This is a genomic window from Rhodanobacter sp. C05, assembly GCF_002001165.1.
GTDB lineage: Bacteria > Pseudomonadota > Gammaproteobacteria > Xanthomonadales > Rhodanobacteraceae > Rhodanobacter.
Window position 1 is genome coordinate 47,681 of record NZ_MUNQ01000022.1, and the last position, 12,845, is coordinate 60,525.

Sequence of the window (12,845 nt, forward strand, 5' to 3'; positions counted from 1 at the left end):
GACCCTCCTGGCGCGCGGTCGGCTTCAACCGCGCGAATGGAAGATCGCAACCCGATCCGTTTCGAGAGGCCCGGCGGCCTGCAGCCACGGCTCGCCCGCGATGGTCGGTGTGCATGGACCAAAGGCGCAGACACGAATCGCGCGACGGGCAGCCTCCACGCGCAAGGCGTCCAGCACGGTGCGCATGATCGTGCCAGTGAAGGGCGTATAGAGAAAGAAGACCGTGCCGATGGAAAAATCGGTTGCACGTGCGTCCTGCTGAATAAACGTCACCCTGGGCAGATTCAATGTCTTGGCGCTGCGACGGGCGCAATCGACATAGGCCAACTCCAGTTCGATCCCGATGCAGCGAGCGTTTGTGCAGATCGCAGCCAGCAGCGGAACATGGCCGAGCCCCGACCCCAGATCGACCAGCACGTCCCGTTCGGTGAGCGCGATGCGATCGATCAGGTCGAACACGTGGCGTGCCGGCGTAGGCTGATAGAACACCATTTCCGCAGCCAGTTCTGCCACGGTGTCGGGATTTTCGAACTGCAGGATTCCGCTGACCAGTTCATCCAGATAGTCGTATCCCTCGCCGCTCACCTGACCGACTGCACGCGCAGCCTGATTGGATGCAGTTGCCCAACGGAGCAGCGAATCCCGTCCGCCACCTCGCTGGATCTCGCAACGCACGGTCTGGTAAAGCGTGTGGTTGAGGGTCTCCAGCCTCACCTGGATCGCCCTGGCCCGGCGATGGATATCCGTCTCGCCGGCACCCCGCTCATCCGGAAAATAAGTCTCCAGGCGATCGAGCGCCTCGATGCGGTCGCGCAAACGATCCGGTTCGTCCAGCGAATGCTTCTGCTCCTCGACCAGCATCTGCAGCGCACTCATCATCCGCCTGAAGGCCCCATCGCCGCCTGGGCATCCAGCATGGGTTGCTGCGAGACCTGCACTGCCCCCCGAACAGGCTGGTCGATATCGAGGATGAGCGCGGCCGCGATCAGCAGCAGCACGAACAGCATCGTGCTGGCCCATCGCGCATGGCCTTTCTCGTAGCCCACGAGGAAGGCCACGAACATGCTGTAGATGAGCAGCACCACCAGCACGCGCGTCGGAATATGCGCGGCTCGCACCGCCTTGCGCGACGCGGCCAGGTCGAACATGTCGTTGGTGGCTGATATCACCAGGGACGCAAGCGGCGTCGTGCGGATCGGCTCGATGTCGCGGCCCATCGCCTGCCAGAACCGGTTCTGCAATATCGAGGCACGTGCGTAGCTGGCATCCTGCTCTTGTTCGCTGCTTGCACTGCCATAGACGATCCGCTCGGCCACGTAGGCATGCAGGATCGGATTCAGTTCATTGCGCGCATTGGCGTCCAGCAGTTGCACACGCAGCGAGGTGGTACCGATCGCATTCGCCTCGGCGACGACCAGCTCCCGCCGCGTGTCATAGCGGCTCAGGCTCATCGAGAACGTGAAACTCACCAGCAGTGCCAGCAGACCCAGTACGCTGGTCAGGGTGAAGCCGTCTTCCCGCCCAGGCGAGCCGCCACGGACTTTTCGCCGATACATCCAGTAGCCGAACTCACGCGCGGCGATCAGGCCAAGCAGAATCCCGATGGCAGCCAGCCACGCGATTCCGTCGATGTCATGCATTGAACCTGAAAACATGGGCACGCCCCTGGCAAGCACCGGCTTGCGACCGATGGATGGTATACGGTGCCACGCTGCGCGGCAGCCGATCAGCCCCTAGTGCCCGGCGCATTCCTCCAGCGCGGCACGACTTGTCGTCGGCATCAGCTTTCCCCCTCAGCCGCGGCGGGGAATCTCCAGTCCGCGCTTGACTGCAGGCCGCGCCAGCCCACGATCCAGCCATGCGGAAACGTTGGCAAAGTGGTCGTACTCCACCAGCTCGCGCGCTTCGTAGAACGTGATGAGGTTGCGGACCCAGCCCAGCGTGGCGATGTCAGCGATGGTGTAGTCGTCGCCCATGATCCAGTTGCGACCATCAAGCCGTATGTCGAGTACGCCCAGCAAACGTTTCGATTCGGCGACGTAGCGATCGAGCGGTCGCTTGTCGGCAATCTCCTTGCCGGCAAACTTGTTGAAGAAGCCGACCTGGCCGAACATCGGGCCGATCGATGCCATCTGGAAGAACACCCACTGGATCGTCTCCCAGCGCTGCGCCGGATCGGCCGGAATGAACATGCCTGCCTTGTCCGCGAGGTAAAGCAGGATCGCGCCCGACTCGAACAAGCCGAGCGGTTCGCCGCCGGGACCATCCGGATCGATGATCGCGGGGATCTTGCCGTTGGGGTTGAGTGACAGGAACTCGGGCGTGTGGCTCTCGTCCTTCATGATGTCGACGAGATGCGGCTCGTACGGCAACCCCGTCTCCTCCAGCATGATCGACACCTTCACCCCGTTGGGCGTATTGAGCGAATAGAGCTGGATGCGGTCCGGGTACTGCGCAGGCCAGCGAGCGGCTATGGGAAATTCGGAGAAATTGGACACGTCGTATTCCTGCCTCTTATGGTCAAGGTAGTTGTTCAGATTCAGCGCCGCCCATGCGTGGCCACGGCCCAAAATGGGCCTGCCGCCTTGCTTGCTACGGACTGAGTTCAATACCCGCTTCGATCAGCAGCTTCTGCAAATCGGCCGTTTGTGCTTCGTAGTGCTTCCAGCGCCTGATGGAGCTGCGATACATCGGTTTGCGTACCTGTACCACGCTAGCCGTGGCAACAGGCGCCGGATTGTCCTCGAAGCGCAGGCAGGCGTCGTCCCAGGACAGGCCGCAAAACTCCAGCAATTGACGCGAACTGGCTTCCTGCGACTCCACCAGCGTTTCGTAATCCACTTCCAGGATGCGCCCTGGGAAAAGCTTCTGCCAATGCGCCATCAGGCGATCAAACAGGACGTAGTAATGGCCAGTGTCGAGCAGATCGAACGAGTAGTCGTAACTGGTCGACTCCAGCGCGAAAAGCTGGCGGAAATTGCTGAGGCAGGTATCCATCGGATCACGCCGCAGGCAGATGATCTTTGCCTGGGGAAGAGCCTGGGTGATAAAGCCCGCATAAAGAAAATTGTGCGGAAGCTTGTCGATGAAATGGGGCTTGTGGCCAGTCGCGGGGCGGGTACCCGCGAGATAGGCTTCGCCCACCCGTCGCCAGTCCATATTGGGTACGCAGTCGATGGTTTCCGGATCAAGCAGGGGCCGCGTACGGCTGCCCGACAGTTGTTTGAACGTGACGGGAAAGTCATGCAGCTCGCCCGCAGAATGCACATCCGGGTGGTTGGAAATGATCCGCTCCACCAGGGTCGTGCCCGAACGCGGCATGCCGATGACGAAGATGGGTTCGTCGGTGGGAAAGCCGGTGACAGCAGCCTCCGGTTTCGGCAGCGCATGAGTCAGTGCAGCGAACAGCGCTTCACGGCGCTCGCGTGAATAGTCCCGACCTGCTTTTCCCGCGGCCTTGCCGATGGCAAGGTGCTCGAATGCGTTGGGATAGTCGGCAAGATCTTCGTATTCCTTGAACAGCGCCATATGCACATGTATCTGTGCGACAAGATTGCCTGCACTCGTCGGCAACAACGACTTCAAGCGCTCCAGATGATTGCTCGTCGCGGTTTGCGTGCGCAGATACGACAACGTCAGGTGGATCCCCCACGACTGAGGCGCCAGGTCGAGGCAGGTTTCCATTTCGTGCTCGGCAGCATCCAGTTCGCCCAGGCACATCAACGATTTGGAAAGGTTGTAATGAATGTCGACACGGGATGGTTCCTGTGCCGCCGCACGCGCGTAAAGAGTCTTTGCACGCTCATGTTCATTGGCGCGAGAGAGCACCACTCCGAGGGTATCAAGCGTGGTTGCGTCGAGCGATGACAGGGTCAGGGTCCGATCCACGACGGCCAGGGCAACTGCTTGCTGATTGAGCAGCGAAAGCACCTTAGCGAATTGCGCCGCGTACTCACCCTTCAGAGGATCCAGTTTCACAGCCCTTTGCAGGTACTTCACTGCTTGCGGCATCTCCTTCAGGTCGAGTGCGGCAAGCCCGATCAGGTAATGTAGCCCTGCATGATCGGGAGCCACCGGCAGCAAGGCTTTCGCCTGATCGAATGCCTGACGATGCTTGCCCTGGTTGTACATCGCAGTAGCTTGGGCGAAGAGCTTGTTTGGATCAGACATGCGGTGCCTTTTCGTGATGGTAGATCATGCCTTGACGATTATGCTTGATGGCACTCAACGCGCTACTGCTTATTTGCCACCGGAATGATGTATTTCGCCACAAGATCCTGCTGCGGGTACCAGGTTTGAAATCGCCGTAGTTGCCGGCGGGTGATGACAACCGTGATGTCCAGCTCGGGCAGGACGATCACGAATTGCCCGCCGTTGCCTTCGGCGGCGTATTCGCGATACCTGCCCGAACCGGGCCTCGAATTCGCCCATTTCGATGTCCGGGAACATTTCCGCCGGTGCGGCAGTCGGCCAAGGGTAGAACCATCACCTTCAAGCCAACGGAGCATTCCATCGTCACGGTGCCGTCTGGCACGTGGCGCGCACACGGCGTGTCGTATAGCTTGATGCCATATCCCGAAAGGTTTGGCGTGGTTTGGTGCAGCGCTTCGCCAGCAGCCCACGCAACCAGATGAGTGCTTCCGGATCGGAGTCCACCATGACAGTGCCAGCGAAGCCAACCTCGCCGCAGATCTATGCAAGGTTCGGCGGCTTGCTCTATCTCGCCATCATCGTGACCGGTGCGCTCGGTGAACTGTTCATTCGTGGCAAGTTGGTGGTGCCGGGCAATGCGGCGGCCACCGCCAGCAACATCCTGGCCTCAGAAACGCTGTGGCGTCTGGGCATCGCCGGCGACCTGGTGATGCACGTATGCGATGTCTTCGTGATGTGGGCGCTCTATGTCCTGCTGCGACCGGTAAGCTGGAACGTGGCCCTGCTGAACCAGCTGCTCAACCTGATCCAGACGGCCGTGCTGGTGGCCAACAAGCCGAACCTGCTGGTGCCGCTGTTCCTGCTGGGAGACGCGCCTTACCTCAAGGCCTTCGAGCCGGCGCAGCTGCAGGCGTGGTCGTACGTCGCGATCCGGCTGCACGAATATGGCTTCGGAGTCGGACCGATCTTTTTCGGATTCGTGTGCCTGGTGGAATGCCATCTGATCCGCAAATCGGGATATCTGCCACGCTTCCTCGGCGTGCTGATGCAGATCGCGGGTACGTGCTATCTGATCAACGGCTTTGCACTGCTGCTCGCCCCCGACTTCGAGGGGCGACTCTTTCCCTTCATCCTGATGCCATGCCTCGTCGCGGAACTGTCGCTTGCACTATGGCTGCTGGTGAAAGGCGTGAACATGCAGGAGTGGGCACGCCGTACAGGCTCGGCCTCGGCCGAGGGCTCCGCGGCGACGAGCCTCTGTCAGGGATAGTCTGAATAAATCTTTGCCCGTCGTCCCAGCAAAAGCTGGAATGACGAGTAATTCAAACCAGCCTTAGCGCAGTCCTACGGTACCGTTGGCTGCCTTGACCAGCTTCGCCGGGTCGTAGCCCACGCCGTCCTTGAACACCAGCTCGACGTTTTCGATGTCCTTGATGTTCTTCACAGGGTTGCCGTCGATCAGCACCAGGTCGGCGGCCTTGCCGGCTTCGATGGAACCGATGCGCTTGTCCTCGCCCATGAAGCGTGCGCCGTTGATGGTGGCGATCTGGATCGCCTGCAGTGGGGTGAAGCCCGCCTCCACCAGCAGCTCCACTTCGTGCTGGTCGCCGTAGCCGGCGATGACGCCGCCAAAACCGGTGGGATCGAGTCCGGCCAGCAACGTGCCGCCCTGCTGCACGAACGCATGCTCGAAATCCTCTTCCAGCCTGAACACCTTCGTCCAGGGCGAGTCGTGCATGCCGGCAATGCGTTCGCGGCTCTTGAGGTATTCCACCCGGGTTTCCGGCAGCATCGCGTCCAGCACGCGTGCATCCACCGGCGCGCGGCCGGGCACGAAGGTCTCGAACACCGGCAGGGTCGAGGTGACCGCCACGTGCATCGACACCAGGTGTTTGATCAGCTGCCGGATACGCGGATCGTCGACGCTCATCGTTGCAAGGTTGGCCACGGCGAGCTTGGTATCCGGACAGATATCCGGCTGCTTGCCGGCGGTGAATTCGGTGTCCACCGGCAGCCCATGCTCCAGGTCGTCGATGCCGAGGTCGGCCGCTTCGGTGAAACCGATCGTGCACAGATGCCCGGTCACCTTGATCTGTTTCGCATGTGCCGCCGCGATCGCCGCGGAGAGTTCGGCGCGGGTGATGTGCATGTACGCCTTGAACGAGGTCGCGCCCTCGCTGATCCAGTAGTTGACCGTATCGGTGGCGTCGGCCGCGTCCACCAGCTCGTGCATCTGCGGCGTAAAGCTGCCCTTGCCTTCCAGATACGGTCCGGTGGTATGCATCTTCGGCCCGGGAATCTTGCCGGCGTCGATCGCCTTCTTCAGCTCGAGGTCGGTGTACGGCTCGGTGCTGCCGGTGGTGCGGATGGTGGTGACGCCGCCAGCCAGATAGAGCTTGGAAAAGCTCGAGGCCTGCTCGGGATAGATCGCCTCCTTCGCTTCCGGATTCACCTTCGGCGCCGGATAGAACATGTGGTCGTGCATGCCGACCAGGCCCGGGATCAGCGTATGCCCACTGCCGTCGATCACCGTCGCATCCTTCGGCAGCTTCACGTGCTTTCCGACTTCAGCGATGAGGCCGCCGCGCAGCAGCACCGTCCGGTTTTCCCGTGCCGGCGTGCCGTTGCCATCGATCACCCGCACATGGGTGATCGCCAGCAGCGGTTGCGCATACTTCACGAACTGCTGCGTCTGCGCCGACAACTGCGGCGCCTGCGCCCCGGCTGATGTGGCAGCGCAGAGCCCCGCCAGTGCGACGGCCAGCAGGGTATGCCGGCAAGTGCTGATCGGCGGCCGGACAGACGCGAAGCGGCAGGCTTTCGTAGACACGGTTGGACTCCCAGTAGCGAGGCAGGCACGGCCCTGCCGATCGATCAGAACCACTATCGCACGATAGAAGCAGATGGCGCAGCCAGCACCTGCACTCTGCGCACGATGATGGAAAGATGGGACTGCGGCGCAAGCCATCGCAACCGATGTCTTCCCGTTGGTATCCAATGTCCCGTACACGACCCATGCATGCATCCAGGAGATGGCCACCATGAAAATCATGGCCGTCCTCGCCCGTTGACGCTGTGCGGACTCAACTCACTGGCCACGCCGAGGCATTGCATGAAACTTTTCATCCTGATCGTCGTCTTGCTCTTCTCCCGTGGCGCCATGGCGCAGTCAAAAGACCTGGGCGGATTCATTGACGCGTATGCAAAGGCGCATCATTTCAACGGCTCGATCCTGGTACAGAAACACGGTGAGATCCGTTACGCGAAGAGCTTTGGGCTGTCCAATATTCCCTTCAGGATTCCCAGCACACAGCAGACCCGATACAAGATCGCGTCCATCACGAAGCTGTTCACATCAGTATTGATTCTGCAGCTCTACGAACAGGGCAAGCTTGATCTGAACAAGCCGATCCAGACCTATTTGCCCGACTACGCGGGCGAGGCGGGGAGCAAGGTATCCATCCACCAGTTGCTCAATCACACCTCAGGCCTTCCAAGCTTCGACGGAATCTCTGATCATGCGACAGCCATTCGCGATGGCATCCCCGTCTACGAGATGCCCCACACAAGCGATGAACTGCTGACGAAATACTGCAGCGGTCACCTCATCAGCATCCCCGGCAAGGTGTTCAACTACAACAACGCCGACTACGTCGTTCTGGGAAAAATCATCGAGCATCTGTATGGCGAGCCGTATGAGCAGGTACTGAAGGAAAGAATTCTCCAGCCCCTGAAGATGAATGACTCGGGCTTTCTGCATCAGGGCGACATTGTCGACCGCCTGGCCGATACGTACTTCTATCGCGACGATCGCAAGGTCTTGTCCAATGACCTGCCGGTGTATCCGGAGAACTGGTATGCCGCCGGAGCGATGTATTCCACAATCGGCGACCTCATGAAATTCTCCAATGCCCTGTTCGGCCTGAAGCTGATCAAGCAGGCTACGCTTGACCGCATGATCAAGCCCGGACTGGACGACTATGGCTACGGAATATGGTCGTATGAAGCCACCTTGAAGGGAACGAAACATCCGGTTGTAAAAAGACCCGGTGCGATCATGGGTGCCCAGACCCAGTTATTCCATGTGCTCGATCAGGACATCACGATCATCATGCTTGGCAATACGGGAACAACCGACTCGGACGTGTTCGTGGCTGAGATTGCCAAACAAGCGGTCGACTGATCCAGCGCAACCGGACTACGCTGCAAAACAAGCATGTGCTTTGAACGAGGAACGTCGATGGTGGTCGTGGTGATGGGCGTGTCAGGCAGCGGCAAATCCAGCTTCGGGCAAGCGCTGGCCAGTGCGCTGGGCTGGGATTTCCTCGAAGGCGATGACATGCACTCGCCGTCGAATGTCGAAAAAATGCGCGCCGGTATCGCACTCGACGACGACGATCGCCGCCCATGGCTGGATCACATCGCCACCTGGATCAGCCGCGAAGCCCACCAGGGCCGCGATGGCGTAGTGACCTGCTCCGCACTCAAGCGCATTTATCGCGACCGGCTACGCCAGACCGGCGCGCCGGTGCGCTTTGTCTATATCCGCGTGGAGCGCAGCGAGCTGGAGCGCCGCATGCGGCAGCGCAGCCACTTCATGCCGGCGTCCATGCTCAACAGCCAACTACAGGCCCTGGAAGAGCCGGACAGTGACGAAGCCGCACTGATGTTGTCGGGAAACCGCACCATCGATGAAATGATGTCGGAAGTGCGTCGCTGGTTGCAGCGGAGCAATATTCGATCCACTGGCTAGCCGGGTACGAAAGTCCCGCAAACCCATGAAGGGTGACCGTATCTTGATTCGACGGGAAGCCTCAGCCGCCGTCCTTCTGGTAGATCCGGCCATTCTTGATCACGTACGCGATTTTTTCGGTGTTGTGGATATCGTGTGTCGGATCGGCCGTCAGCACCACCAGGTCGGCGCGCTTGCCGGAGCTGATCGTGCCGCGTTGCGTCGATTGTCCCATCGCGGCTGCACTGACTTGCGTGGCCGCGTGGATCGCCTCGATCGGTGTGAAACCGCAATGCTCGACCAGTAGCGCCATTTCCGTGTGCACCAGGGGTAAAGCGTGCAGATTCGGCCCGTGCGCATCGGCGGGAAACCCCGAACTGTCCGTGCCGACATCGATCAGTACGCCTTGCTGGTGCGCCAGCTCGGTTACCGCATAGCTCCACGGCATGATGCCGGCACCTACACTTTTGGAGTCATGTTGTGCCTCCTCCTCGAACGGCAGCAGCGTGGCGTCGAGTATCGTGCCGTGCTGCTTCATCGCCTTGAACAGCGCAAGGATCTGCGGCGCATCCGGCCGGATATGTGCGAAATCGCCCATGGCACGCACCCTGTAGTCATCCGGCACCTTCGGCGTCGCCTCCCAGACCAGATAAGGACTGTGTGAAATGGTGTCGACGCCAGCCTCCACCGCATCGCTCGGCGTGGCCGGGAAAATTGTCGCGTGCGTCCATACACGCAGGCCTTGGCGATGCGCTTCCGCGGTGATCTTCGTGACCAGGCTTGCAGGCAAATTGGCATACAACTTGAGCGCGGTCGCTCCGGTGCCCTTGGCTTCAGCGACAGCAAGCGGGATGTCGGTGGTCGGGGTGATCGCCTGCATCCATGGCGCAAAGCCCAACGGCTCGCCTGCGGAAGCTTCCTGCGCGCGTACATCCTCGACAAAGAACGTGGGGCCGGCCATCAACGCCACGTAATAAATGTCCGGCGATGGCAGCGCATCCGAATTCGCCTCCCCTGCGAGGTAGCCAATCAGGCGGTCGTCGCCGGCCATGTCGCGAATAGCGGTAACACCGCCACGCAAGAGCGCCTGCAAGTGCGGCTGGTAGTGTACGAAATCCGGCTCGGCACCCGTGAGATGCACGTGCGCATCGATCAGGCCCGGGATCACATAGTGTCCGCTCAGATCTTCCACGCGCGCCGCCTTTGCTGCCGGGCGGCTACCGTCCGGATAGATCGCCGCAATGCGCTCGCCGTCGATCGCGATGGTCATGTTCGGTTGCGCTGGCGTGCCGGTGCCGTCGATGACCGTGGCATGGGTCAGCAGCAGAGGCGGCTCGGTGGCAAGCACCGGTGTGGCCAGCGCGGACAACATCAACAGTGCCATGCACTTCATGAAGATGCTTGCGGACATTTTCTGTTTCCCATTTGTATGGCAGGCGATCTGGAATTCGGATGAGAGCGCAGTCCCGAAAAAGCGCAACCCGGCCACTGTCTTGAGATCAGCGGAACAGTTGCAGCAACCCCAACGCACCGGCAGCCGAAGATCTGATTCCAATGCTCCCGATGTCACTGGGCTTTCTGCGTGAGCAAGCCGATCCGGCTGCCGTCCGGCACATCCACATTTGGCACCAGATCGTCGGCGGTGAACGGCTTGCCATCAAGCCCGACACCACGCAGGTAGTAGTGATCGTTGCCGATCCGCTCGTAATAGAACGGGCGCGGGATGGTCGTCGACGGATCGAAGGTCATCAGCATGCTTTGCCCGGAGGACGCCTTGCGCAGCGCATCCAGTGACGGTGGGTAGGTACCGTGCTGCAACCGGTAGAACTCGATCTGCGGCACCAACGCATTGATGGTGGACTGCGCCATCTGCGCACGCAGGCCGTCGTAGACACCGCCACGCTGCACGAAACCAAAATAGAACAGGCTGCCATACAGGATCACGCTGAACGCGATGCCGCCCGCGCCGAGCAAGGCCAGTACCCCACCGCCCTTCTTCCGCGAACTGAGCCCGATGGCGATCGCGATGACACCGACGAAGATGCCCAGCAACGGAACAAACGAGGCGCAGCCGAAGGCGTAGTAACCGCCTGGCAACGGCGGTCGTGGAGCAACAGGCAATGCGGGCGGCGTAGCGCTTGGAGTCAGATCATCGACCAATGGTGCATCCCCCGGTATTTGGCAGGCTCATTATGCCTGTACCGGCTGAGCGCATACTTATATTCATGTCAGAGAACCAGAGGACCATCGCCCGATCTGCACATGAATAGCAACTTCATGGTTGCATTTATCCCGAGGCGACCCTAGCCTGATATGCAACCAGGAGGTGGCATATGAACGACTGCATCGAGAAATCCATCGAGTTGAAGGCACCGGTATCGCGCGTGTGGCGCGCACTCACCGATTACCGCGAGTTTGGCGAGTGGTTTCGCGTAAAGCTGGACGCACCATTCGAGCCGGGCAAGGTGGCCCGGGGGCAGATCACCTACCCGGGCTATGAGCATGTCGTCTGGCGAGCGACGATCAAGGCGATCGAGCCCGAGCACCTGTTTTCGTTCACCTGGCATCCGTATGCGGTCGATGCCAGCGTCGACTACGAGGCCGAAACGCCCACCCTGGTGGAGTTCAGGCTGGAGCCCAGCACCACCGGCACCCTGCTGCGGATCACCGAGACCGGTTTCGACAAGATTCCCTGTGGGCGTCGTGCCGAAGCATTCCGCATGAACGAGGGTGGCTGGACCGCGCAGCTGGAAAACATCCGCAACCATGTCGCGTAACCCGCTCGCCAGGCTGTCCCGTCAATCGGATGCGACCGCCACCGTCTTTGCCGCATTGGGCGACAGTACCCGTCTCTCGCTTGTACTGGCGCTGAGCCGCGGCAACCGCCAGTCGATTGCCCAGCTCACCGAAAGCAAACCGTTGACCCGCCAGGCGATCAGCAAGCATCTGCGCATTCTCGAAAGCGCCGGCGTAGTCAGCAGCCGGCGCGAGGGACGGGAAAACCTGTTCGCGCTGAACCCGCAAGCGCTCGACGAGCTGCGCAGCTACGTCGAGCAGATTTCCGGGCAATGGGACGCTTCGCTGGCACGGCTGAAGGCATTCGTGGAAAAGTGACTGCGCTATCCGAAGCATCCGTTGTCGCGCATGTCAGCCAGCAGGTCCCGACACTTACGCAGCTCATATATCAGGGGAATCGCATTTGGAAATCCCTACCGTCACATCGCGCGTAGTCGCCGAGATCTATCGCGGAATCGAGTTTCCGAGCGACTGGATCGACAAGCCCGACGTCCTGAACCTCGGCATGGCCCGCGATCTGCTGGTGTCGGTGGCGGCGATGTTCGATGGTGACCTCAAACCCGTCGCGCTCTGTTGGCGTGTCGACGGTCGTGAAGAGCGGTTCGTGCATGCCCAGCCGAACGACCCTGATGGCAGCTCGCTGCTAGACGAGCTGCACCGTGACCTGAACGATGAGAGCTTGCACCTGGGTCCAGCCGACCTGCTGGCGACCATGCTCTGGACGCCCGATGAACTTCGAGCTGACCAGGGCCAGTCGGTTCACCGGATCGCTTTCGCACAGGGGCGACCTGGTTACAGCTCCTCGATGACCGGCTGGAGCATCGCTGCGCGCACGCTGGTCGCAAGGGCTGGCGATCTGTTGTTCATGACACGCCGTGCTGATGATGACCTGGTTTTTCCCATGCCTGCCAATATCGAGGAAATGCATAGTCGGCTGGGATCGGGTGATCCGAAAACCCTGATCGTGCTTCCCGGCGGTGTCGCCAGCACGACCGACACTCACGTCGGCCGAAAGATGGCGTTGCTGTTCGGCGGCCTCATCGTGCTTGGGGCATTGATCAGCGCATTCATGCTTGGCCAAGATTGAAGCGGGGAATCAAGCCTCTTATGCCCCGTGCGGCTCGGGCATGGCCAGCATGGAAATGCTGGAATGTCTTTGCCCCTT

At 60.6% G+C, this 12,845-nt stretch carries 14 protein-coding genes; 6 read left to right on the forward strand and 8 right to left on the reverse strand.

What is annotated here, in order from left to right; genetic code table 11:
* Positions 1-24 precede the first annotated feature (24 nt).
* The 5 genes from B0E51_RS17265 to B0E51_RS19560 form a co-directional block, all read right to left on the reverse strand.
* On the reverse strand, positions 25-876 hold the full coding sequence (locus tag B0E51_RS17265) for a class I SAM-dependent methyltransferase (protein ID WP_168172672.1): 852 nt from the start codon (positions 874-876) through the stop codon (positions 25-27).
* The gene (locus tag B0E51_RS17270) at positions 876-1,655 is read right to left on the reverse strand and encodes a DUF4239 domain-containing protein (protein WP_077446126.1); all 780 of its coding nucleotides are present in this window, start codon (positions 1,653-1,655) and stop codon (positions 876-878) included. Before B0E51_RS17270 ends, B0E51_RS17265 begins: the two co-directional genes overlap by 1 nt.
* Positions 1,656-1,793: 138 nt before the next feature.
* Positions 1,794-2,498 (reverse strand): glutathione S-transferase N-terminal domain-containing protein, encoded by a 705-nt coding sequence (locus B0E51_RS17275; RefSeq protein WP_077446192.1) that lies wholly within the window; start codon positions 2,496-2,498, stop codon positions 1,794-1,796.
* A gap of 94 nt (positions 2,499-2,592) precedes the next feature.
* On the reverse strand, positions 2,593-4,170 hold the full coding sequence (locus B0E51_RS17280; protein WP_077446127.1) for a sulfotransferase: 1,578 nt from the start codon (positions 4,168-4,170) through the stop codon (positions 2,593-2,595).
* Positions 4,171-4,232: 62 nt separating this feature from the next.
* Positions 4,233-4,508: a hypothetical protein gene (locus tag B0E51_RS19560; protein WP_168172673.1), complete on the reverse strand. Its 276-nt coding sequence runs from the start codon at positions 4,506-4,508 to the stop codon at positions 4,233-4,235.
* 149 nt (positions 4,509-4,657) lie between these two features.
* Here B0E51_RS19560 and B0E51_RS17285 point away from each other — a divergent pair, with 149 nt between their 5' ends.
* The gene (locus tag B0E51_RS17285) at positions 4,658-5,422 is read left to right on the forward strand and encodes a DUF4386 domain-containing protein (protein WP_077446193.1); all 765 of its coding nucleotides are present in this window, start codon (positions 4,658-4,660) and stop codon (positions 5,420-5,422) included.
* Between the two features lie 63 nt (positions 5,423-5,485).
* Here B0E51_RS17285 and B0E51_RS17290 read toward each other — a convergent pair whose 3' ends face one another.
* Positions 5,486-6,982, reverse strand: a complete 1,497-nt coding sequence (locus tag B0E51_RS17290) for an amidohydrolase family protein (RefSeq protein ID WP_143525984.1) — start codon at positions 6,980-6,982, stop codon at positions 5,486-5,488.
* 282 nt (positions 6,983-7,264) lie between these two features.
* On the opposite strand from B0E51_RS17290, the gene B0E51_RS17295 reads away from it, so the two are divergent.
* Together B0E51_RS17295 and B0E51_RS17300 are read left to right on the forward strand one after the other, a co-directional pair.
* Entirely contained in the window at positions 7,265-8,335 is a 1,071-nt protein-coding gene (locus B0E51_RS17295; protein WP_168172674.1) for a serine hydrolase domain-containing protein, read from the forward strand.
* A 33-nt stretch (positions 8,336-8,368) separates the two neighbouring features.
* Complete coding sequence (locus B0E51_RS17300; RefSeq protein ID WP_168172675.1) at positions 8,369-8,905, forward strand: gluconokinase; 537 nt, start codon at positions 8,369-8,371, stop codon at positions 8,903-8,905.
* A 61-nt stretch (positions 8,906-8,966) separates the two neighbouring features.
* On the opposite strand, the gene B0E51_RS17305 is transcribed toward B0E51_RS17300, so the two are convergent.
* Together B0E51_RS17305 and B0E51_RS17310 are read right to left on the reverse strand one after the other, a co-directional pair.
* Positions 8,967-10,295 carry an amidohydrolase family protein gene (locus tag B0E51_RS17305; protein WP_077446129.1) on the reverse strand — a complete coding sequence of 443 codons (1,329 nt, stop codon included), beginning with the start codon at positions 10,293-10,295 and terminating at the stop codon, positions 8,967-8,969.
* 155 nt (positions 10,296-10,450) lie between these two features.
* On the reverse strand, positions 10,451-11,044 hold the full coding sequence (locus tag B0E51_RS17310; RefSeq protein WP_254424565.1) for a hypothetical protein: 594 nt from the start codon (positions 11,042-11,044) through the stop codon (positions 10,451-10,453).
* A gap of 173 nt (positions 11,045-11,217) precedes the next feature.
* On the opposite strand from B0E51_RS17310, the gene B0E51_RS17315 reads away from it, so the two are divergent.
* From B0E51_RS17315 to B0E51_RS17325, 3 genes are all read left to right on the forward strand, one after another.
* Positions 11,218-11,661: an SRPBCC family protein gene (locus tag B0E51_RS17315; RefSeq protein WP_077446131.1), complete on the forward strand. Its 444-nt coding sequence runs from the start codon at positions 11,218-11,220 to the stop codon at positions 11,659-11,661.
* The gene (locus B0E51_RS17320; protein ID WP_077446132.1) at positions 11,651-11,998 is read left to right on the forward strand and encodes a metalloregulator ArsR/SmtB family transcription factor; all 348 of its coding nucleotides are present in this window, start codon (positions 11,651-11,653) and stop codon (positions 11,996-11,998) included. Before B0E51_RS17315 ends, B0E51_RS17320 begins: the two co-directional genes overlap by 11 nt.
* Positions 11,999-12,083: 85 nt before the next feature.
* Positions 12,084-12,767, forward strand: coding sequence for a hypothetical protein (locus tag B0E51_RS17325; RefSeq protein ID WP_077446133.1), 684 nt, complete (start codon positions 12,084-12,086; stop codon positions 12,765-12,767).
* The last annotated feature ends 78 nt before the right edge of the window (positions 12,768-12,845 follow it).